The sequence below is a fragment of the Commensalibacter nepenthis genome, assembly GCF_029953305.1.
GTDB lineage: Bacteria > Pseudomonadota > Alphaproteobacteria > Acetobacterales > Acetobacteraceae > Commensalibacter > Commensalibacter nepenthis.
This window is the reverse complement of record NZ_JASBAN010000001.1, coordinates 919,198-942,725: the sequence shown is the minus strand read 5'-3', so window position 1 is coordinate 942,725 and position 23,528 is coordinate 919,198. Positions and strand designations below refer to the sequence as shown.

Sequence of the window (23,528 nt, the reverse complement as noted above, 5' to 3'; positions counted from 1 at the left end):
ATTACAAAGGCATGTGGATAACCAAGTAAAAGTGGGGCGATAAAATATAGATATAAACTTATGGTCAATTTACCTTAATAATTTTGAGATTTTTACGCAGGAAATTAAGTATGAGCGATTTATTGCAGACTTTTTGTGAGGGCAACTACATTAGAAATAGAAAAATAAAATATTGTCGGGTTGGATCAATGAATGTGCCCCCAACTTGATCTTATGGTGTTCCGTTACTAGGAATTGTTCATTTAAAGATATCGCATAACAACTTTTTAAGTTATTAGGCTACCATGTATCTGTAAGTTAGATTGGTTCGATGTTATTCATATTTTAGTATGTTCGAACAGGGGTTGAAGTTATTCAATAATCAGAGATTGAAAGATTAGTGGCTTGTAAATTGCTATATTTTGTTTATATGACAAGTCATACGATCACTGTCGATTAAAGGTTAATACTTTTTGTGAAAATTTATTACGTAATCAGTAGTTTGGAGGGCGGTGGCGCTGAATTTGTTCTGCCTGATCTAGCCGATTTTTTTATAAGTCAAGGTCATGAGTTCAAAGTGTTGGCGTGTTTACCTCGTGATATGGAAACAGCAGCGTTACTCGAAGATCGTAATATTCCTTATCAATTAATGTCATTGAATGGCGATCATCGATTAAAATCAACCTATAATTTATTGAAAATAGTAAAAAAATTCCCTCCAGACGTAATCTGGACTTCGTTAGCGCGTGGGGCAATGGACGGTCAAATTGTTGGAAAATTATGCAATATTCCAGTGGTCAGTTGGAAGCATAGCGCCAATATAATGGCCCATAAAGCGTCTGCGGTTCGTTTTTTGCAAAAATATAGTCAGTTATGGGTTGCAGACTCTGATGGGGTTGCTGATTTCTTAAGGACGAATATGGGTGTAACTGCGGATCGTATTATGACATGGCCTTTGTTTAAAGTGCCAGAAAATTTACCTGAAATGCCCGTATGGGATGGCAATGGTATTTTTCGTATTGGCAGCATGGGGCGGTTACATCCTGTTAAGAATTTTGACGTGATGGTTCACTCTATTGATTATATTAATAAAACTTACCCTGAAATTGGTAAACGTATTCGTTTCTCGATCGCTGGGGCAGGGGGAGAAAAACAAAGATTACTTAATCTCATTCAAGAGTTGCAATTAACCAATGTAGAGTTGGTTGGATTTTATACGAATGTGATGGATTATTTAAAAACATTACATTTATATACGCAAATATCGACATTTGAGGGGATGTGTATCGCATTACACGAAGCGTTGGCAGCGGGTCTTCCTGTGATTTCTACTCCTGTTGGCGAAATGCGTTTTTGTGTTAAAAATAATCCAATTGGCACATTATTAGAAGAAAACTCACCCGAGGCATTGGGGGAAGCTATTGTTGAATATTTTTATAACCCTGTTAAAACGAATGAATATGCTACAAATGCACGTGCTTATATTCAATCTCGTTATAGTAAAAAAGCCTTTCAAGATGCAGGAAAAGTGATTCTAAATCGGATTGAAACCGAGATTTTACCATCATTTAATAGGGATAATGGTGATTAAATGAGATGTTTAAATCGTATAGATGTTATAATCTTTGATTGAATATAAAAGTGTAAATAATATACTTTCATTACATGTGTTTGATAATGGAGTTTATGAAAATATGAAGAAATTAAAATGTATTTTATTATATTCTATTATTTGTTTTTGTGTGCCGCAAAAAAGTTTTGCTGCGGAAAGCTGGTTTTCACAAGTAGAAAAAACGATAATTCCTCAGATTATTTTTTATTTAGGAGATCAATATTATTTAGCAAATAATAATATTCCCCAAAACGAGCGCAGGGCTGCAGAATTATATGGTCAGGCAGCCAATATGGGTTATGCGCCTGCTCAATACCGTATTGGAACTATGTATCAATTTGGGCAATATTTTCCTAAAGATTATACAAAAGCTGCAGAATATTACATAAAAGCAGCCGATCAACAGTATGCGCCAGCACAAGCAATGCTTGGATTATTCTATGAACGAGGTCAAGGTGTTCACCAAGATAAAATTAAGGCAAAAGAATATGAGAAACAAGCATGTTCACAAGGGTTTCGAGCTGCTTGTAAAAATTATAAAATATTAAATGCAGTGCCATTAAATATCTCTCCTTAAATATTTTTTATATTGCTACTAATTCGTTCATTGTTAGTTGTAGTATAGTTTTCTATAAGGTTTTTATTTGTTCTGTATGATTTTTGATGATGAAGAGATCGTTTTTATCATGGTAGGAAATAAAACATTGATTAATTTTTTAATAATCCAAACTAATAATGTTTTAATTTCTAAGTCTGTTTGATTGATGTTAAAATAATATGCGGCATCAGGAATTAAATTCTCTAATAAAGCAATGTTAAATATTCTATTCTCAATAATATATAGTAAAAAGTTCCTTCAATAAGGTCATTCCTATTTTGTAATAGGCTTTTTTAATATTATGCATCAGATATTGAATAGCCAATAAGTTCCCGCCATTCTTTTTCATCTAGGCACTTGATGCCCAGTTCTTTGGCTTTCTTTGCTTTGCTACCACCATCAACACCTTCAACAACATAATCTGTTTTAGCAGAAACCGAGCTTGTGACTTTTGCGCCTAGTCGTTCGGCGATATCTTTGGCTTCGGATCGGGTCATGGTGGATAAAGTGCCTGTAAAAACCAATATTTTACCAACTAAAACGCCTTCTTGTGTTGTTTCAACATCTTGGATAGTTAATACTTCAGCCAAATCACTTAACGTTTTTTGGTTATGGTCTTCAGTAAAAAAAGCAACCAATTCATCGGCAATGGCTGGACCAATGCCTTCGATAGAGCCTAAGGTCAAACGCTCATCAGATCCAATGGTTTGAGCTGCCAACATTTGGTCTTGCCAATTGGAAAAAGAAGTATAATGTTTGGCTAAAATTTTAGCCGTTGCAATACCTATACGACGAATACCCAAGGCATAGATAAAGCGATCTAATGAAATTGTTCTTTTATTTTCAATAGAACTTAAAAGGTTTTTAACTGAAAGCTCTGCCCATCCTTCGGAATGTAGGATTGTATCTTGATGATCTTGTAGATGGAAAATATCAGCAGGCTGATGGATAATTCCTTTATGGAAGAATTCAGAAACAGTTTTGCTCCCCATGCCTTCAATATCAAACGCATCCTTGGAACAAAAATGAATAAGGCGCTCTTCGATTTGCGCATTACAGGTTAATCCACCTGTGCAACGACGCACGACTTCATTAGCAGGTTTTTCAGCATTCGCACCACAAACGGGACAATGGGTTGGAAATTGATAGGGTTCAGAGCGTGGGGCTTCTAAAGTTGATGGATCAACAGAAACAATTTGAGGGATCACGTCGCCTGCACGTTGTAAAATGACAAGGTCATTTTCACGAACATCTTTGCGGATAATTTCATCTTCATTATGTAAAGTGGCACGCGTAACAATCACCCCACCAACATTAATGGGTTCCAGCAAAGCGACAGGCGTTAATGCGCCAGTCCTGCCAACTTGAATATCAATTTTCTTTAAGCGTGTAATGGCTTGTTCCGCTGGGAACTTCCATGCTGTTGCCCAACGAGGGGAGCGTCCGATAAAGCCAAGACGTTCCTGGAAGTTGATGTTGTTGACTTTGTAAACAATACCATCAATATCATATGGCAGTTCAGAACGTTTTGTCATTAATTCTTGTTGAAACGCCTCTGCCTCATCAGCATTTTTTACAATTTGATATAAAGGATTAACCTCAAATCCCCATGTTTCTAGTTGCTTTAGGAAAAGATCATGTGTGTTTGCAATAGGGGCGTTGGAATAGCCTTGAGCATATACAAAAAGAGATAAAGGACGTGTGCGTGTAATTTCTGGATCAAGTTGACGTAAAGAGCCAGCGGCTGCATTCCTTGGATTAGCAAATAGACGTTTATTTGCTTGTTCTTGCTCTTGGTTGAGCTTGAGGAAATTTTCTTTTGAAATATAGACCTCGCCACGAATCTCCATCAGATATGGAATATTTCCTGACAGTTTTTGTGGCAAAGAAGCAATGGTTTTGATATTTGCGGTGACATCTTCTCCAACGGTTCCATCTCCGCGTGTGCTTGCTTGGGTTAAAATCCCTTTTTCATAGGTTAAATTAATCGAAAGCCCATCAATCTTAGGTTCTGCAACAAAGGTTAACTGGCTTAAATCATTTTTTTTTAGGTCTAAATATCGTTGAATGCGATTAATAAAATCCTGAAATTCTTCACTATCAAACACGTTGTCCAAAGAAAGCATTGCGACACGATGTTTGATTTTCTTTAGCCCGCTTGTAAGTTGGCTGCCAACGGTTTGGCTGGGGCTATTTTGTTCGATCAGCTCTGGAAAATACGCTTCGATTTCTTTATGTCTGCGACGAAGTTGATCGTAAGTTGCATCATCAGCGACAGGGTTATCTTGATTATAATACGCATCGTCACATTGATGCAGATATTCAGCTAATGCAGAGAGCTCTTCTTTTGCTTGAGGAAGCGTAAGATCTTGCGGAGTAATGGTAATAAATGGTGTTTGAAAAGAATTCATTAATTTGATCTGTGTAATAAACTATCAGCCGCGGCTCGAGCTGCGTCAGTAACGTGATTTCCCGCCAACATGCGGGCAATTTCTTCGCGCCGTTCTTCAGTACTTAATTGTTTGGTATGGGTTAACGTAATGCCCTTTTCAATGGTTTTGCTAATTTTTAATTGCACATCACCACTGGCTGCAACCTGTGGGCTATGTGTGACTACAAAAACTTGTAAATTTTGTGCGACACGATGTAAACGATCCCCAATGGCAGAGGCCGTTGATCCGCCAACACCAGAATCGATTTCATCGAAAACTAACGCAGATAAAGTAGATTGTTGGCTTAAAACGACTTTTAATGCCAATAATAAACGGGATAATTCACCACCTGATGCTGCTTTATTTAGTGGGGCAGCTGGAACACCAGGGTTAGCAGCAATTAAGAATTGCACTTGATCTTTGCCTGTTTGATTCCAAGCCTCACTTGACAATGGCGTAATCGATACAAAAAATTGCGCACGATCAAGTTTTAATGGGGTCAATTCTTGTGTAATGGTTGTTTCGAGTTTTTTTGCAATTTTTTGTCGATCAGCTGATAATTTTTCAGCAATATCCTCATAGGCTGCACGACAAGTAGCAACTTCTTGTTCTAGTTCTTGGATTTGATAATTCCCAAGGTCAAGATTCAATAAACGCATTTCAAATTCTTGTAATAAATTGGAAAGTTCATCAATATTGACACCGTATTTACGTCCCGCAGCACGTAGAGTAAATAGACGTTCTTCAATTTCATCCAGTAATTGTGGATCAAGTTGAATATCATTAATGATATGATTTAATATATTCTCGGCTTCTCCCAACGCTTCTTCTGCACGAATTATAGCCTCTAATGCTTCTTGAACAGCCTGATCGGTTGAACCTAACGCAGTTTGTTCATCAAAACTGGAAGGGAGTAATTTTTGTAGAGATTTACTGGCATTGAGTAACGCTTGAGCAGGTTGGAACGCACGGCGATCTTGAGGGGAAAGGATCGTTAACGCAGAGGTTAAAGCCTCTTGTCGTCGTTCGTCTTGCTGTAAATTCTTTCGTTTTTCAATCAGATCTAATTCTTCATTTCCTTGGGGTGCAAGTTGTTGGAGTTCTTTGACAGATTCTCTTAACCACTCTTCTTCTTGAGCAGTGGCTTCAATAGTTGCTCTGAGTGCAGAAAGTTTAGCCGTTGCCTCTATCCATTTCGCATAAAGCATTTGTGTTTTTTGTAAGAGAGGTTTAGAAACACCAAAATTATCTAGGATTGACAAATGTCCTCTTGGGTCCATCAAGCCAACTTGTTCATGTTGTCCTTGCATCTCGACAAGATTTTGTGCGATTTCTTTTAAAAAACTAAGTCCAACAGGTTGGTCATTAATATAAGCACGTGAACGTCCATCAGATGCGATAATACGGCGAATAACCAACGCAGTATCCGCCAAATCAGATTGTTCAAATCCTTGATCGGATAATTGTTTGTAAATCGGATGTGACGAGGGAACTTCAAAGCACGCTGTCACGGTGGCTTGATTGGCTCCGACCCTTACTAAAGAAGCACTGGCTCTCTCGCCCAATGCCAGACCCAGACTGTCGAGTAAAATTGATTTTCCTGCACCTGTTTCCCCAGTGAAAACAGTTAATCCTCGATCAAAAAATAAATCGAGTTTTTCAATTAAAACAACATTACGTATAGAGAGTTGAGTTAACATAAGGGGAAAACGATGCAGTTATAAACATAGCCGTTGACTAAAAAAGAGATGTGAAAGAATTCCACGTGCGTCTGAAGAAACCAGGATTTTTTGCCGTTGGGTGTTCAGTTTGATTAGAAGTTAATTTATACTTTTTTAGATCATTATAGGTATAACGATACCATGTGCTATTGGGATAGTTATATCCTAATATAGAGGCTGTTTTACGTGCTTGATCTGTTAGACCAAGTTTTAAATAAATTTCAACAGAACGATGTAATGCTTCGGCAACATGATTGGTGGTTTGATAGTCCAAAATGACACGTTGAAAACGTGTAATCGCAGCTTCATAATTCTTTTGCTGTTCATAAAAACGACCGACCAACATTTCTTTACCAGCCAAATGATCGCGACAAAGGTCAATTTTTAACTGAGCGTCACGTGCATAGGAAGTGCCAGGAAAACGATTAACAACGTCATTCAAAGCGCTGAGGGCTTCTAACGTACTTTGTTGATCGCGTGTTACGTCTGAAATCCGTTCGTAATAGCATAATGCACGCAAGTAGAATGCATAGGGCGCGTCAGGGCTATTGGGATGTAGTTGTAAAAAGGTTTCTAATTGTTTAACTGCTTCTGGATATTTATTTTGCAGGTAAAAAGCATACCCTTGCATTAATTGTGCATTAGGAGCATACCCAGAATACGGGAAATTTTCTTGTAACAATTCAAACTGCTTTGTTGCAAGTTTGTAATGTTTTGTTTTGATTGCATCTATACCATTATTATAGAGTTGCTCTGCTGTTCCTTGCTTTACATTCGCTTCGGAAGAGCTCGTTTCTAGTGTTTTTTTCTCACCTTTGCTACCACTACCACTGCCGCATGCGACCAAGCTAGTCACAAGCAGGACAGAAAAAAAACCGCGTGATATATGTTTCAACATAGTTGAGTGTGTTTTTGGATTCACTGTAACCACAGTTTGACAACTTTCTGCTTTAATAAAAATGGCACAATACTTGATAAACGAAATATTTTTATATCATGTCATTAGAGAAGTTGAAGAACTTTATTTGATAAATTTTCATTTTAATTTCAAGTGAGGTTTTTAAGCCTCTTGTATTTGATGATTTTGATACGCAAAGATTCGTGTTGGCTCTGATGTTACGGAGCGGGCAGAGGTGGGTAAATAACACCAAGAATCTTTATTAGACATTAATTTACGTAACAAAAGATTATTTAAATTGTGACCGGATTTATGACCAATAAATTCACCATGTATCCGAACATTTGCTAACGACAAATCACCAATAGCATCAAGCATTTTATGTTTTACAAATTCGTTCTCGCAACGTAAACCGTTGGGATTTAATATCGTGTCATTTTCAACAACAATTGCATTATCAAGACTTCCACCTTTGGCTAGTCCCATTTTGTGCAGGGTATCAATTTCACTTTTCAAAACAAAAGTACGGCAATGCGCTAACTTAGCTTTGAAGTTTTCAGGGGTCAGTTGCATTTTAAAGATTTGTTTGCCAATGGCAGCAGCAGGAAAATCAATGGATAAATTCAAAGACAGACCATGATTTAATGATGGGTTTAATTCAGCAAAAGCATCTTTCTTTTCAACACGCACTGTTTTTAGAATTTTAATATTGGGTATGACAGCCAATAAAGTTTGACGACCAGCTTGCTCTATTAATTCATTAAAATGAGAGGAAGAACCATCCAAAACAGGGAGTTCAGAACCATCACATTCAACAATAACATTGTCAACTTGATTACCAGATAAAGCCGCCATCAGATGCTCGATGGTCGCGATTTTTATCGAAGGGTTATTTGGGCAAGCAATCACAGTGCTTAGGGTCGTATCAATGACATTGCTATAGTGTGCGTGAATAGGATGGTTATTAAGGTCTGTTCTGCGGAAAATAATGCCTGTTCCAGCGGGTGCAGGTAATAATCTAAGATTAATATATTTACCGGAATGTAATCCCACACCAGAGCAAGAAATCGGTGTAGAGATTGTATGTGCAGGAACAATAGAAGACTGGATTGATGGAAAGGTGGAGTAAATAGAATGAAGAGGTGTGTCTGTGGACTTTAGCAAAGGGTTTGTTTTTATTTGATCCATAGTCTTTTCCAATCTAAATTTGATGCAACTATACTTAAACTAATACTTAGAGAGGAAATGAAATGAATGCTAGTCAAAGATTATTGCATAGTGTTACGAGAAATAGATGATGAGGCATAAAAAAAGACCCCTAAACATAATTTAGGGGTCCTTTTTGGCAAAGTAGCAATTAAGATTTGCGCCTTAAAAATGCTGGAATATCAAGACCTTCTTCGTCTATTTTGGCTTGTGTAGCACTGTTTGACTTGCTTTGATCTTCTGGATTGCTGGCAATAGATGGTTCGCTTTTTCCTGGTTCATTAGATGTATTAGGATATGTTTTATTTCCGCGTAGTGCCCCAGTTACAATACCAAACAAGCTTCTTGAGGGTGGAGGGGGGGTGTCATCTTGGCGATGATGAGAATCAGAGAACAAACCTGAACGAGGTGATGTTTTTGCTGCACGCTCTGGAATAGCGTCCGGAGAAGGCGCACGAGGTTCGTCACTGTTCTGCACTGCACTGCTGGTTTCGATAGACGTTTCTATTTTTTGTGGGGCTATCGGTTTCGTCATGGCAGGCGGCTCTTGGTATTTTATGGGTTCAGGAACCTTTTGCGTCTCAACTGTTTCTGCAACTTGACCTACATTAGGGTTGGGTGCTTTATTGATGTTCAAAGATGCTGCTTCCGGAACAACAACCTTTTTTTCAGGTTCAATTGGTGGCGCAACAGGAGATTGTTTTTCGTATTGCACAGGGCTTTCGATACCTGTTGCAACAACAGAAACTCTGATTTTACCTGTCAGGCTTTCATCAATTGCAGAACCAAAAATAATATTGGCATCTTCAGCAACTTCTTCACGGATACGATTTGCAGCTTGGTCTACTTCAAACAGAGTAAGGTCAGAACCACCTGTAATATTAATCAACAACCCACGAGCCCCAGCCATAGAAGTATCTTCTAGCAATGGATTAGAAATTGCAGATTCAGCAGCACGAATCGCTCTGTTTTCACCCTCTATTTCGCCTGTACCCATCATCGCTTTGCCCATTTCAGCCATGACAGTACGAATGTCAGCAAAGTCAAGATTAACAAGACCAGGGGACATCATTAAGTCGGTAACGCCCTTGACACCCATATATAAGACTTCGTCAGCCATCTTAAAGGCATCTTGCCATGTGGTGTTTTCAGTTGCTGTGCGGAATAGGTTTTGATTCGGAATGACAATTAATGTATCAACAAATTGCTGAAGTTCAGCTATACCCGTTTCTGCCAAACGTGCTCTTCTCGCGCCTTCGAAAGTAAAGGGTTTGGTTACGACACCAACGGTCAAAATCCCACGTTCACGTGCCATGCGTGCAATAACAGGTGCAGCACCAGTGCCGGTTCCACCACCCATACCCGCAGTAATGAATACCATGTGAACATTTTCCATATGACGCGCAATTTCTTCTGCGGCTTCTTCGGCTGCTGCACGACCAATATCAGGCTTTGCTCCGGCACCTAGCCCTTGGGTTAAGTGTGGACCAAGTTGAATACGATTATCAGAGCAGCTTTTCATTAATTGTTGCGCATCAGTGTTCGCAACAACAAATTCAACGCCTTTGAGTTGCAACAAAATCATATTATCAACAGCGTTAGTACCGCCACCACCAACACCAAAAACCGTGATACGAGGTGTAAAATCAGCATAGGCAGGTTGTGGAATTGTCAAATTGAGTGTCATGGATATCCTCGAACCAAGTATAGCTTTATATTTTGTAAAGTAGGATACATTAGAAAAGCGTTAGAATCCAAAGAAATATTTATATATGTATTCGGATAAACTCAATAAGCTTTTTTAAAAATCCCTCAGATTTTTTTTCTGCAAAATCCAAATCTGCTAATGTTCGACCATCCCCTGCTGCCCATGCCAATAATCCAGCAGCGGTTGAAAATGCCGCGGAGTTGGCGGTATCATCTGGTAAGCCTATGATATTATTTGGTTTTCCAAGGCGAATTTGACGATTTAAAATCCGTGCAGCCAGAGGTCCAAGTCCATCTAGCAAAGAACCACCGCCTGTTAAGATAACTCTACCATTGGTAGCATTACCGACATTTGCGTTATCTAGGCGATCACGGATCAGTTCTAATGTTTCTTCAATTCGAGGGCGAATAATAGAAATAACTCGTGATAGTGGTATTTTTGTAACTACTTCATAGTCATCATCACCAATCATTTGGATGGGAAGTTGTTGATATTCATCATCATAAGAGTATTCTGCACTGCCCCACATTGTTTTTAACCATTCAGCAGTATCAATAGAGGTCGATAAAATACCTGCAATATCTCTGGTGATATGCGATCCGCCAATAGGGATTTGAGAAGTGTAAAGCAGTTGACCTTCACCAAAAACACCAATAGATGTGGTGCCCCCGCCCATATCTACGATTGTTGCTCCTAATTCTCTCTCATCAGGTGCCATCACAGCTAGCCCAGCAGCGAGAGGGGTGGAAATAATGGCTTCAATCTCGAGTTCTGCACGCATTAATACCGTCGCAAGATTACGCAGCGCAGTTGCCGAGGTATCAATGATGTGTAAACGTGTGCTTAATAATTCACATTGATGACCGCGAGGGTCTTCAACACCAGAAGTTTCATCGACATTAAAGGCAAGGGGCAAAGCGTGGATAATTTCTCTACCATCAATTTGTGCTCTTAACACCCCTTCATTAACGAGTCGATATATATCGTGATTATTGATTTCTTTGCCACCAATAGGCCAGTCAACATTAAATAGTTGACTTTGAGGTTTTCCACCTGACAAATTAACATAGATTTTACTTAAACGACGCTCCGCTGCTTCTTCTGCTTGACCGACAGCGGATCGAATGGCACGCTCTGCAGCTTGTAGGTTCACAATGCCACCTTGTTTTACACCATGAGATCGACGCCAACCATACCCCAAAACTTGTAATTGTCCGTTTGGTTTTCCTTGTCCGATCAGGCAGGTGATCTTGTTGCTGCCAATATCGAGAACACCAAAAATACCAGGCAACCAATCTTTTTTATAAGGAAGGTCATCTGGGGGGAACACACGGCTTTTCACCAGCTGTCTTGACTGTGCCAAAGTCAAAGCATTTTTGTCATGATTGTCGTTATAATTGTTTTTTTGAGCTTTTTTCTTGGAAGAAGTTAGCTTGCTCATGACCTTTACCCTATTTATAAAGCAAAATGCTTAAAAAATTTAATGTTCACTTGATGGTGTGGATGCGTTGTCAGAATGATCGGCGTTATCTGGATTATCTGGATTATCCGTGTCTTTGGGCTTATTTAGAAAACTTTTATCTTCTTGAATAATTAGTCGATCCGCTAAACGTAAATCAATAGTTTTTATGGGGCGATCTAAAATCTGCATCTCTTTTTGCAGTCGATTTAACCGTTGAATTGCTGGTAGCTCTTGGTTTTCTGGCAGTAAAACGACCGCGTGATTTTTTAAATCCAAATTCCATCGTCTATTTCCAACACGCACTGCAGCGACCACATGTTTCTTGATTTCAGGTTGAGAGGATAAAATATCTACTAATTCAGAAGCGCTTGTATTCGCACCATATCCGACAACTAACGGTAATTGCAAAAAGGCTTTGCCATCTTTCCCGCTCATCCCGTGGTCGTTAACAATTTCGCCTTTGCGATCAATCAGTTTAAATTGATGGTTGAATTGCCATACAGCAAAAGGGGTTCGTTCAGTAATATGGATAATAATAGTATTGGGTAATTGGCGTTTTAGTAAAACATGATCTGCAAAAGGAAGATCATTTAAACGTTTTTGAGCATCTTGGACGGAAAAATTAAAAATTGAATCCCCAATTTGAATGCCTAAAGCGTCTTTAACATCTTGTTCTGACGTAAGGTTGCATCCAGTAATAAGAATTTTGGTAATTTTCATTGGTAGAATATTGCCAATTTTTTCCTCAATAACGGAAAAGTGCTCATCTCCAGCCATTTTAAAGACCAGCCATCCCCCACCTATAAAAAAACCGATAATGAGGAGCAATAGAATAAAAGGACGTAATAATCGTTTAGAACGAAGAATGGCGATCTTGCTCTTAGATGGGCGGTCGTTTTGATACTCGGGGCGTTTTTTTAAATACGACATCTTGCATGTTCCACCAGCCAAGAGCAAAGCTCTGGATAAGATATATTGCAATAGGCTGCCTGTTCAGGCAGTAAAGAAGTTTTAGTCATGCCTGGTTGGGTATTGATTTCAAGAATATAAAGTTTTCCGGGATTGTCAGGTGTTTCATTGGTAGTATCATATCGAAAATCTGTTCTTGAAACGGGGTAACATCCCAGAATTTTATGGGCTTGTTGTGCATAATTCATTGCATCTTGAAAAGCTTGGGGATGTATTTGTGCAGGTAAAACATGCTTTGATTCGCCTGCTGTATATTTGGAAACATAATCATAGAAATGATGCGTGCCAGAGGAAATATCTGTGATGGTTAATGCGTTATCTTGCATGACACAGACAGTTAGCTCTTTTCCAGGAATGAATTGCTCAATTAGAACGTTATCGCCAAAATGCCATTCTTTAACGATCTTTTCTCGTTGTTGCTGGCGTAATTGCTCATCAGTTTCTGTGATAATATACACCCCAACAGAGGAACCTTCCTCAATAGGCTTAACAACATAAGGAACAGGAAGAGGGTCTTGTATTATAAGATCTTGGATGGGGATAACTTTGCCTGTCGCAACGGGTAATCCTGCATCAGCTAGCAAAATGCGAGTCATTTGCTTATTCATCGCAATCGCAGACGAACAAATACCACCATGAGTATAAGGAATGTTTATCCATTCCAGAACGCCTTGTATAGCGCCATCCTCACCAAAACGTCCATGTAATGCGTTAAAGACAACGTCTGGACGTTGTTCTTTTAAGAACTGAATGACATATTCCAGATCATCATTCACAATTAAATCGCTGACTTGATATCCAGCTTCTTGTAGGGCTTCGATAATATTACTACCACTTGCAAGACTTACTTCACGTTCAGAGGAAATACCACCCCGCATGACGGTGACATGTTTTTTCGACATTTATTGTTTTCCTATTGTTCTAATGGACGACCAATACGTTTAATTTCCCAGTGAAGCTGAATACTAAACTGATTCATAACGCGATTTTTAACTTCTTCACCTAAATTCTCAATATCAGCAGCAGTCGCCGTGCCAGTATTAATTAGGAAATTACAATGTTTTTCGCTGACTTGAGCGCCACCGATCATTAATCCTCTGCCACCAACCATATCAATTAATTGCCAGGCCTTATACTCTGTTTCGGAACAGTCAGGATTGCGGAAAGTTGATCCTCCAGTGCGTGAGCGAATGGGTTGAGACTCTTCACGTTGCTTTTTCACCGCGTTCATAGCCTGGGTGATTTTTTCTTTGTCCCCAGCAATGCCCTGTAAGCGTGCTTTGGTAACAATCGCATCTTGAGGTAAAGAAGAATGGCGATAACTTAATCCCAGCTCGCCAACGAATAAGCGTAATAATTGACCGTCTCTGGTGATGATTTCCACCCAATCTAAAATATTCGAGAGTTCTGAACCATGTGCTCCTGCATTCATTTTAACAGCGCCACCAATAGAGCCAGGAATACCGATTAAGAATTCAAGTCCTGAAATGCCATGAGCAGCCGCATATTCGGCCACCGTTGTATCTAAACAAGCTGCACCGACAATAAATCCATCACGGTCGGGTGTAATTTCATTAAATCCTTTGCGGAGCTGGAAACTAACCCCAGCAATGCCACCATCACGAATTAAAAGATTGGACGTTGCCCCCAAGGTAAAAATGGGCCACTCCAAAGGGATCATGTTTAAAATATACGCAAGGTCTTCATCATTTGCAGGGTTTATTAAGACTTCTGCATTTCCACCAACTCTGAACCAACTGCGCGCACTCAAAGGAACATCAAAATTGATTTTTCCTTGTAACTTGGGCAGCAAGTCAGAAAATGCTTCTTTGGTAAAAAGACCTTGTTGTTGCATATTCTATCCTTTTAAGCGTTTTCTTGTTGTAATTTTTTTAGTTGCTCTGGCAAAGCATGTGCCCAATGGGTAATTGATCCTGCACCTAGACAAATAACAACATCTCCTGGTTCAGCAATTGCATTAATCATTTCCGCCAGTTGATCGGGATGCGGTAATGCAACAACGGATTGATGTCCATGCGCACGCAAGCCCTCAATTAACGCATCACGATCGAAATCAGGGATGGGGTCTTCACCTGCTGCATAGACATCTGCCACAATAACAGTGCTGGCATCATTCATACAGGAACAAAATTCAGTAAATAGATCACGAAGTCGAGTATAACGATGGGGTTGCACCACTGCAATAACATTATTTGAAGTAGCTTGGCGTGCTGCTTTTAAAACAGCAGAGATTTCAACGGGATGGTGCCCATAATCATCAATAATACTGACTTTTCCAACTTCACCTACACGTGTAAAACGTCGTTGCACCCCTTTAAATGCAGCAAAAGCAGAACGAATATTGTCTTCGCTAATATCCATTTCTAATGCAACAGCAATTGCAGCCAAGGCATTTTGAACATTATGTTGCCCTAGCATTGGCAAACGAAATGGTCCAATACGGCGATTAATTTGTTTATGGCGGTTGGTGACCACCACATCAAAAGTTGTTCCCAGTTTATCAGCAATAATTTTGTCTGCACGAACATCAGCTTGAGGAGAAAAGCCATAGGTAATTAAACGGCGATCAGATAGGTTTGGCAGCATTTTTTGCACAGCAGGATGGTCAATACATAAAACGGCAAACCCATAAAAGGGAATATTCGAAACAAATTGATGATAGGCTTTTTCCATGGCTTCTGGGGTTCCCCAGTGGTCCATATGTTCAGGATCCATATTGGTAACAATGGCTATGACAACAGGTAAATGTAAAAAAGAACCATCGCTTTCATCGGCTTCGACAACCATCCAATCCCCAGAACCCATCCGCGTATTGGTTCCATAGGCTTCGATAATACCCCCATTAATGACGGTGGGGTCTAGCTTGGCATGTTCTAATAAAGTTGCAATTAAGCTGGTCGTTGTGGTTTTTCCATGGGTTCCGCCAACAGCAATCGACCAACGCAGCCGCATTAGCTCAGCCAACATTTCAGCACGACGCACTACAGGAATAAAGCGAGAACGCGCATCAACCACTTCAGGATTATCTTTTTTGATTGCAGAAGAGACAACCACAACTTGTGCCAACCCTACATTATTCGCACTGTGTCCTATATGAATGGTAATGCCTAATTTGCGTAAGCGTAAAACATTTGCATTTTCTGACATATCTGACCCTTGGATTTTATATCCCAGATAATGCAAAGTTTCCGCGATGCCAGACATGCCAATACCGCCAATACCTACAAAATGAATAGTACCAATCGAAAGGGGAAGAGATCTCATAGTTACAGTGCTTTCTTTCTCAAAAAATCGCTAGGATGATTATAGGGTGATATAGGATTCGATTAAATCTGCCAATTCTTTTGCAGCATTGGGATAGACTAAGTGGTGCGATTGTGCCGCCTGCCTTAATTTATCAGGATTGTTTAATAAATCAGATAATAGCGCAGTCAGTGCAGTTACAGAAAAGTCCTTTTGGTCAATGATCCATGCTGAGCCTTCTTGCTCAAGTGCCTTGGCGTTATAATGCTGTTCTTGATTGGCAGCAAAAGGATAAGGAACTAAAATGGCAGGTTTGCCAGATAAAGAAAGTTCCGAAACAGAAGATCCCCCAGCACGTCCGATGACTAAATGGGCTTGCTTTAAAACAGAAGACACATTGGTTAAAAAGGGAGCAAGCGTTGCTTGAATATTTGCTTTTTCATAGATTTGAGTGACATGGGACAAGTCTTCTTTGCGCACTTGTTGGGTAATACGTAGTTTTTGTTTGATCTCTATGGGTAAATTCGCCAACGCATAAGGAACAATTTCTCCAAATATTTTTGCCCCCAAAGATCCGCCCCAAATCAATAAAGAGATCGTATCTGTTGGTGCTTGATAAGATGCAGGGTATAGCGATGTAATATCAGGTCGAACAGGCAAGCCCGTGATTTTCACGGGAATATGTTTAGGAATTCCTGCGACTTTTGGATAAGAAGTCGCAATAATAGTTGCAAAATGAGACAACATGGCATTGGCTTTTCCAATAATTGCGTTGCCTTCATGTAAAATAATTTGAGGACGTTTCTTTTTGGGGAATAAGCGAGCCGCAACTAGAGGGGGAATAGAAGGATACCCACCAAAACCGATAATAGCAGCAACAGGATTATTCTTTAGAATTTTACGAGATTGGGCAACTCCTTTAAGCAATTCAAAACCATTACTAATCTTTTGCGTGATTGATTTTTTGGCAATGCCACCCCCGTCAATAACAAATTGTTGAATATCGTTCCATTCTGCTAATTGTGGGTCTTCGATGCGTTTGTCTGTCATAAACACAACGGGATAGTTCCGCTCTTTTAATTGCATAGCCAATGCTTTTGCAGGGAAAAAATGCCCACCGGTTCCTCCGGCAACAATAGCAATTTTTGGTTTATTCATCGTAATATGCTTCTTTTGCTAAAGGGTTGATTATTATTCTTAAAAAACTGAGGTGCTTCAATGCGACGGCGGGTCAATGCCAGAACCATTCCAATGGTTAACGCAATAGATAAAGCAGATGACCCACCATAAGAAATAAAAGGTAAGGTCATTCCTTTTGTTGGGATTAAATGTAACGTTGATCCCATGTTAATAAAGGCTTGTAGCCCAAAGCCGGTAATTAATCCAGATGCCGCCAGAATAATAAAAGGGTCATCTTCTTTAATGAGCTTAAGCAAGGTTCTTACAACGATGAAGCAAAAAATAAAGATGATAATACAACAAATAATCATCCCATATTCTTCACCAGCGACAGCAAAAACAAAGTCTGCATGCGCATCAGGTAATAAATCTTTGACACGCCCTTCACCAGGACCTCTGCCCCATAATCCACCATTGCCAAAAGCACGCAAAGCCGTATCAATTTGATAATGATCGCCTACTTCAGGATGTATAAATCGCTCGACACGTGATCTTACGTGAGGGAGCGCAATATAAGCACCGATAAAGGCGGCAACCATTCCACCTAAACCAGAGAAAATCCAGAACATGTTTAAGCCATTAATGAATAATTGTGTTAATAAAACAGCTGTAATAACGGCAAGCATTCCAATATCAGGTTGAGATTTTAGAATGAATAGAATGATCCCATAAACTCCTAGGGCAACGAAAATTCCAGGGATATAAAATCGCCTTTTCCATTCTGTTAACAACCACGCTGTAAAAATTGCAAAGCAAGGCTTCAAAAACTCTGAAGGTTGCAATGACATAATCGGCAATGCAATCCAACGTTTTGCCCCTTTGATATCCATTCCATGCACTAAGGTATAAGCAGTCGCAAAAATAGCAATAAAAGTGCCAATGATACTTAATTTTTTTATGGTCTGGGGTGAAAGCATAGAAATAAAAATAATGGTTAGAGCCGCGATGCTAAGGAACATGACTTGTTTAAAAATAAACACGTCTCTTGATGCACCAATACGTTGCGCCACAGCAGGGCTGGCCGCCATCATCAGGATATATCCAAAACCAATGAGTAATCCTATGGAACCAAGCGTCCAATGGTCAATATTACGCCACCAACGTGCAAGTAATGAATTATCAGAGCGAGAAATTCCTGACATCGATTTTGAATCCTTAATCCTTTGATTATTCGGAAAGAGAAGATGAAAGCTGCACTACAAGTTCAGCAAAACGATCCCCACGTTCTTCAAAACTGCTAAATTGATCAAAACTAGCACAGGCTGGCGATAATAAAACAGTTGGAATATGATGATGTTGTGCATATTGATACGCTTCTGGGACTGCACGTTCAAGCGTTTGAACAATATGATAAGGCACTTGATGTTGTTTTAAGGTTTGTTCCAAAATAGGTGCATCTTTACCAATCAGTAAAGCCAGTTTTATATGAGGGAAAAAGGGTGCCAACTCGTCAATTCCATTTGATTTAGCAAGTCCACCAGCAATCCAGACTAATTTATCATAACACACTAATGCTTTTGATGCTGCATCTGCGTTGGTTGCTTTGCTGTCATTGACAAAAGTGACGTTATTTACAGTTGCAACGGGTCTTTGACGATGGGCAAGCCCTTGATAAGAGTTCAATCCAGATTGTATCTGTTCTTGATTAAGACCTAAATGTAAAGCCATTGCTGTGGCTGCTGACGCATTTTGCGCATTATGATCGCCTGGTAATAAAGTGGCTTTTGTTAAGTCAGCAATGATACCTTGTTGGTCTTGTATTAGATGATCTTTCACCCAAATATCAGCGTTGATATTCGTGCCAGCGATGGTCTTTACTTGCATTCTATGTTGTTGGACAAGGTTGTTGGCAATATTGGCACAAATAGTATCTTCAATGCCAATGACGGCTAGTTGATGAGAGGACTGACGATCAAAAATATGATGTTTTGCAGTGGTATATCCTTGTATATCGCCATGACGTTCTAAATGATCGGGGGTAATATTCAATAAACAAGCAATGTCCGCTGTAAATTCTGAAAACCGTTCCAACATATAAGAGGACATTTCTAACACATACACCCCTTGGTCACCCAGTAAATGAAGTGCCAATGCAGCAGGTCCTAAATTCCCACCTGCAACTGATGGGATACCAGCCTCTTTTAATAAATGTGTTAACAAAACCGTTGTCGTAGATTTTCCGTTTGTCCCCGTAATAGCAACAAAACGTGCTTTGGATCCAGATTCTTTGACCGCACGATATAAAAGCTCTGCATCTGATAGAATAGGAAGATTTTGTTCAATTGCAAGCTGTGCAATAGGATGAGGTTTGGGTAAATGATGAGGAATGCCTGGGGACATCACCAACGCATTAAATCCATATAAATCTTCAAATGGTTTAACAAATGCTTTTAATTCCGATGGAACTGCATTTCTTGTTTTTTCTTGATCGTCCCATATTTGGATCGTTGCTCCCATCGCCAATAATCGTTGGGCAGCAATAATTCCGTTTTTCCCAAGACCCAAGATTGCATATTGATGATTTTGAAATAATGTTGGTGAAAAAATCATATTAACGCAACTTTAATGTGGCCAGACCAATAAGACCTAGCATGATTGCAACAATCCAAAAACGAATAACAATTTTTGATTCTGATAACCCCTTTTTCTCAAAATGATGATGTAAAGGTGCCATTAAGAATACGCGTGTTTTGGTACGTTTATACCAAGCAACTTGAATGATAACAGATAAAGTTTCAACAACAAATAGCCCACCAACAATACATAAAACAAGTTCATGCTTGACAGCAACCGCCACTGTTCCCAAAGCCCCACCTAATGCCAAAGAGCCAGTATCTCCCATAAAGACAGAGGCAGGGGGCGCATTAAACCATAAAAACCCTAGGCCAGCACCAATCACAGCAGCACAGAAAATTCCTAATTCACCTGATTGTGGAACAAAATGGAGGAATAAATATTTTGCAAATACAGCATTTCCAACGATATAGGCAATTAATGCAAAGACCAGAAACGCAATCACAACGGGGACAATTGCTAATCCATCCAGACCATCGGTGAAATTAACCGCATTCCCAAATCCTGCAATGACCACCATACCAAATATAGGAAAGAAATATCCTAGAGGAATCATGAGGTTTTGAAAGAAAGGTAAAGCAACTTGGTTGGCAATATCAGGTGGTGTGATATATTGCAACGCAAAAGCAGCCACGATAGAGATCAAGAACTCTCCACCTAAGCGTGTGCGTTTTGATAATCCGTCAGTATTTCTTTTGGCTAATTTTTGGTAATCATCAAAGAAACCGATCAATCCAAACCCAAGTGTTACGAACAAAACAATCCATATAAAACCGTTGGATAGATCACTCCATAATAAAATAGAGAGCGTTAAGGTCAAAAGCATCATGATCCCACCCATTGTTGGGGTTCCTGCTTTTTCTTTGATATGACGTTCTGGTCCCAGTGCACGAATAGGTTGTCCATCGCGTTGAATTTTATGCAGTTTTGCGATGATATAAGGCCCAATCCATAAACTTAGGAAAAAGGCAGTAAAACACGCCGCTCCAGCGCGAAAAGTAATATAGCGAAACAGGTTGAATGGAGAAAGATACTCCAACCCAAAACGCGTAATTAAATCATATAGCATTAGTTTTTCCTTATTACTGGAGCGGTTAAAGTCGTTACAATTAAATTCATACGCATGCTGTTACTTCCTTTGACAAGCACCGTATCATTTTCCTGTAATATAGAGAGTATTAAAGGGATTAGCTCTTGTGCTGTTGCACACCATGTCCCTTGTAAAGATCGAGGCAGCTGTTCAAATACAATATGCATCATTGAACCACAACAGAAAACAAGATCAGCATTAGCAGTAATGTGTGGTAACAAAGAAAGATGCTCTTGCTCGCTATAGTCTCCTAACTCCATAATATCGCCTAAGATAACGATTTTTCTGGCAGGAGCTAATAGAGATAATGTTTGTAAAGCAGTACGAATGGATAATGTTGAAGCGTTATAACTTTCGTCTAAAACAACACCATGAACACTCTGTAAAGGCAAAATTTTGCCTCTGCCATTGCCTGTTTGGAATAAAGTCAGGGCAGGGATAGCCCGTTGAACATCAAGCTCTAACGCATGAATAGCACCAATCACTAACCCTGCATTGCGTACTAAATGTACTCCAGGTGATAAGAGTGTAAATTGATATAGATATTTTTCGATGATTACATCAAATGTTGATTGTTGTGCTGCAAGATTGACATTACTTATTTGTATAAAAGCAGCCTCAGAGGTTCCAACAGTTTGTAATTGAACCTGATGTTTTGTGGCTGTGTCTTGGAATGTTTTCAAGCCATAAATTGTTTCTGGCACCAACGCAATGGCTTTTGGTAAAAGTGCTGTTATAATCTGACTTTTTTCTTTGGCGATATTCTCTAGGTTTTGCATATATCCTAGATGGGATGAGGCCACTTCAGTAATAATAGCAATATGTGGGCTGACAAGCTCTGCCAAAGGTGCAATTTCACCAATATGATTCATTCCAATTTCACATACACAAAAATCTGTATGTTTTGGTAATCGTGCTAGGGTTAACGGAACACCAAGATGATTATTATGAGAACCAGCAGCAGCATGAACTGTGCCAAAAGTGGACAAAGTTGTTTTTATCATTTCTTTGGTCGTTGTTTTGCCAACACTACCTGTGATTGCGATGACTTTGCCAGTGAACCGATTACGCGCATAACGTCCCATATCAGTCAGAGCTTGCAATGTATCTTTGACATAAAGAATAGGTGCATTTTCTGCCAACTCAGCAATAGGCTGGCTTATAATGGCACAAGCAGCACCAGCATCCAAGGCTTTTTGGACATATTGATGTCCATCGCTATTTTCACCAATAATCGCTATAAAGATATCGCCTGTTTCAATAGAACGTGTATCAATTGAGATACCCCTACCTTTGATGGTGGTGGAACAAGGAAAAGTTCCACCTGTTGCTTGGATAAGGTCTGTTTCAGTCCATAAAACGCTCATAGGCTTCCCACATATTTTTGAATTATAGTAACGTCATCAAAGGGATGAACAACAGAGCCAATAATTTGCCCTTGCTCATGCCCTTTTCCTGCAACGACTAAAATATCGCCACTTTGTAGCTTTTTTATGGTCTGGGCTATGGCTTGTTCTCGTCCAGCAATTTCCAAGGCAGTGGGAGCTCCCATTTTAACTTCTTGACGAATAAGGTCAGGATCCTCTGTGCGAGGATTGTCATCCGTAATAATCACATAATCCGCATATTTTGCAGCTTCTTGTGCCATTAAAGGGCGTTTGCCCGCATCGCGATCTCCACCTGCACCAAAAATAACATGTAAGTTGTTATGTGTATGTGGGCGTAAAGATTGCAGTAAATGCGCCAAAGCATCGGGTGTATGTGCATAATCAACGTAAACAGCCGCACTATTTGGCAAAATGGCTGCCTGTTCCATTCGACCTCTGACGCCTTTAAGATGTGGTAATAAGGGGATGAAATTGGCTATATCATGCTCATCTTTGGCAATCAGTGCCATAGCAAGCAGAATATTATCAATTTGATATCGCCCCAATAAAGGAATGGTCACAGAGAAACGATCATTTAATGCAGTTTTAAGGACTAATTGTTGCCCTTCGGGTAATGGCGTTACAGAAAGCAGTTGTAAAAATTGCCCTTGTTCGCCAACTAATCGTAGATTTTGTTTGCGTTCCAGAATTGCTTGCTTGATTTGTGTTAATGCGTCTTGATCCATATCTGCATTAACACCAGCAATCCCTCCAATAGGTAGAATATCTTTAAATAATCTTAGTTTAGCTTGTAAATAATGTTGAAAATCATGATGATAATCTAAATGATCGCGTGTTAAATTCGTAAAGCCAGCAGCCTCTATCGTTAAACCATCCAAACGATATTGATCTAAACCATGAGAGGATGCTTCTAAAGCAAGATGCTGCACATTATGTTCAGTTAAACTGGTTAAGATTTCATGTAACATAATATTATCAGGCGTCGTAAGTACAGGACCTGTATAGTGATAATTTGTGTTACTAATAACCCCCAAAGTGCCAATGCTGGCGGCTTTGTAATGTTGTAATTGCCAAATTTGTCGAATGAAATCAGCTGTGCTGGTTTTGCCGTTGGTTCCTGTAATTGCTATCTGATGTTGTGGATGCTTAGAAAAGAAACAAGCGGCCATTAATGATACTATATATCGTGGGTTATCACAGGGAATGGCTATACAATGATCTGTTTGTGGAAAAGGCACATTGATTGGCAAAAGAATGGCTGATGCACCTTTTTCGATAGCCATATCAATATAATCACATCCGTTTGATTTTGTGCCTGGCAGGGCAGCAAAAAGATATCCTTTTTGTATCTTGCGACTATCTAATGTTATTCCCGTAATTTGGATATCTTTGGGAACACATGATAAATGAACATGGTGAAGCAGCTTGTTGAGAGACATCATTGTAAA

At 39.5% G+C, this 23,528-nt stretch carries 18 protein-coding genes; 2 read left to right on the top strand and 16 right to left on the bottom strand.

What is annotated here, in order from left to right; genetic code table 11:
• Window positions 1-454 precede the first annotated feature (454 nt).
• Both QJV33_RS04300 and QJV33_RS04295 read left to right on the top strand, forming a co-directional pair.
• Window positions 455-1,570 (top strand): glycosyltransferase, encoded by a 1,116-nt coding sequence (locus QJV33_RS04300; RefSeq protein WP_281462157.1) that lies wholly within the window; start codon window positions 455-457, stop codon window positions 1,568-1,570.
• Window positions 1,571-1,604: 34 nt separating this feature from the next.
• Window positions 1,605-2,168 carry a tetratricopeptide repeat protein gene (locus QJV33_RS04295; protein WP_281462156.1) on the top strand — a complete coding sequence of 188 codons (564 nt, stop codon included), beginning with the start codon at window positions 1,605-1,607 and terminating at the stop codon, window positions 2,166-2,168.
• Window positions 2,169-2,488: 320 nt separating this feature from the next.
• On the opposite strand, the gene ligA is transcribed toward QJV33_RS04295, so the two are convergent.
• The 16 genes from ligA to QJV33_RS04215 all read right to left on the bottom strand — a co-directional run bounded on the left by ligA (window position 2,489) and on the right by QJV33_RS04215 (window position 23,522).
• Window positions 2,489-4,600, bottom strand: coding sequence for an NAD-dependent DNA ligase LigA (gene ligA, locus QJV33_RS04290; RefSeq protein ID WP_281462155.1), 2,112 nt, complete (start codon window positions 4,598-4,600; stop codon window positions 2,489-2,491).
• Entirely contained in the window at window positions 4,600-6,321 is a 1,722-nt protein-coding gene (recN, locus tag QJV33_RS04285; RefSeq protein WP_281462154.1) for a DNA repair protein RecN, read from the bottom strand. The genes ligA and recN overlap by 1 nt, the downstream gene beginning before the upstream one ends.
• A gap of 37 nt (window positions 6,322-6,358) precedes the next feature.
• Window positions 6,359-7,240: an outer membrane protein assembly factor BamD gene (locus QJV33_RS04280; RefSeq protein WP_281462153.1), complete on the bottom strand. Its 882-nt coding sequence runs from the start codon at window positions 7,238-7,240 to the stop codon at window positions 6,359-6,361.
• 162 nt (window positions 7,241-7,402) lie between these two features.
• Window positions 7,403-8,428, bottom strand: coding sequence for a UDP-3-O-acyl-N-acetylglucosamine deacetylase (gene lpxC / locus QJV33_RS04275; protein ID WP_281462152.1), 1,026 nt, complete (start codon window positions 8,426-8,428; stop codon window positions 7,403-7,405).
• A 169-nt stretch (window positions 8,429-8,597) separates the two neighbouring features.
• Window positions 8,598-10,133 (bottom strand): cell division protein FtsZ, encoded by a 1,536-nt coding sequence (gene ftsZ, locus QJV33_RS04270; protein ID WP_281462151.1) that lies wholly within the window; start codon window positions 10,131-10,133, stop codon window positions 8,598-8,600.
• Window positions 10,134-10,212: 79 nt separating this feature from the next.
• Entirely contained in the window at window positions 10,213-11,595 is a 1,383-nt protein-coding gene (gene ftsA, locus QJV33_RS04265; RefSeq protein ID WP_281462150.1) for a cell division protein FtsA, read from the bottom strand.
• A gap of 39 nt (window positions 11,596-11,634) precedes the next feature.
• Window positions 11,635-12,546 (bottom strand): cell division protein FtsQ/DivIB, encoded by a 912-nt coding sequence (locus QJV33_RS04260; protein ID WP_281462149.1) that lies wholly within the window; start codon window positions 12,544-12,546, stop codon window positions 11,635-11,637.
• Entirely contained in the window at window positions 12,534-13,487 is a 954-nt protein-coding gene (locus tag QJV33_RS04255; RefSeq protein ID WP_281462148.1) for a D-alanine--D-alanine ligase, read from the bottom strand. The genes QJV33_RS04260 and QJV33_RS04255 overlap by 13 nt, the downstream gene beginning before the upstream one ends.
• Window positions 13,488-13,498: 11 nt before the next feature.
• Entirely contained in the window at window positions 13,499-14,440 is a 942-nt protein-coding gene (gene murB / locus QJV33_RS04250) for a UDP-N-acetylmuramate dehydrogenase (RefSeq protein WP_281462147.1), read from the bottom strand.
• Between the two features lie 11 nt (window positions 14,441-14,451).
• Window positions 14,452-15,870, bottom strand: coding sequence for a UDP-N-acetylmuramate--L-alanine ligase (murC, locus tag QJV33_RS04245; protein WP_281462146.1), 1,419 nt, complete (start codon window positions 15,868-15,870; stop codon window positions 14,452-14,454).
• Between the two features lie 39 nt (window positions 15,871-15,909).
• Entirely contained in the window at window positions 15,910-17,007 is a 1,098-nt protein-coding gene (gene murG, locus QJV33_RS04240) for an undecaprenyldiphospho-muramoylpentapeptide beta-N-acetylglucosaminyltransferase (RefSeq protein ID WP_281462145.1), read from the bottom strand.
• On the bottom strand, window positions 17,004-18,170 hold the full coding sequence (locus QJV33_RS04235; protein WP_281462144.1) for an FtsW/RodA/SpoVE family cell cycle protein: 1,167 nt from the start codon (window positions 18,168-18,170) through the stop codon (window positions 17,004-17,006). The genes murG and QJV33_RS04235 overlap by 4 nt, the downstream gene beginning before the upstream one ends.
• Before the next feature lie 25 nt (window positions 18,171-18,195).
• Window positions 18,196-19,578, bottom strand: coding sequence for a UDP-N-acetylmuramoyl-L-alanine--D-glutamate ligase (murD, locus tag QJV33_RS04230; protein ID WP_281462143.1), 1,383 nt, complete (start codon window positions 19,576-19,578; stop codon window positions 18,196-18,198).
• Between the two features lies 1 nt (window position 19,579).
• Entirely contained in the window at window positions 19,580-20,671 is a 1,092-nt protein-coding gene (gene mraY, locus QJV33_RS04225; RefSeq protein WP_281462142.1) for a phospho-N-acetylmuramoyl-pentapeptide-transferase, read from the bottom strand.
• Window positions 20,671-22,059: a UDP-N-acetylmuramoyl-tripeptide--D-alanyl-D-alanine ligase gene (locus QJV33_RS04220; RefSeq protein ID WP_281462141.1), complete on the bottom strand. Its 1,389-nt coding sequence runs from the start codon at window positions 22,057-22,059 to the stop codon at window positions 20,671-20,673. The genes mraY and QJV33_RS04220 overlap by 1 nt, the downstream gene beginning before the upstream one ends.
• On the bottom strand, window positions 22,056-23,522 hold the full coding sequence (locus QJV33_RS04215; protein WP_281462140.1) for a UDP-N-acetylmuramoyl-L-alanyl-D-glutamate--2,6-diaminopimelate ligase: 1,467 nt from the start codon (window positions 23,520-23,522) through the stop codon (window positions 22,056-22,058). Before QJV33_RS04215 ends, QJV33_RS04220 begins: the two co-directional genes overlap by 4 nt.
• Window positions 23,523-23,528: the final 6 nt, after the last annotated feature.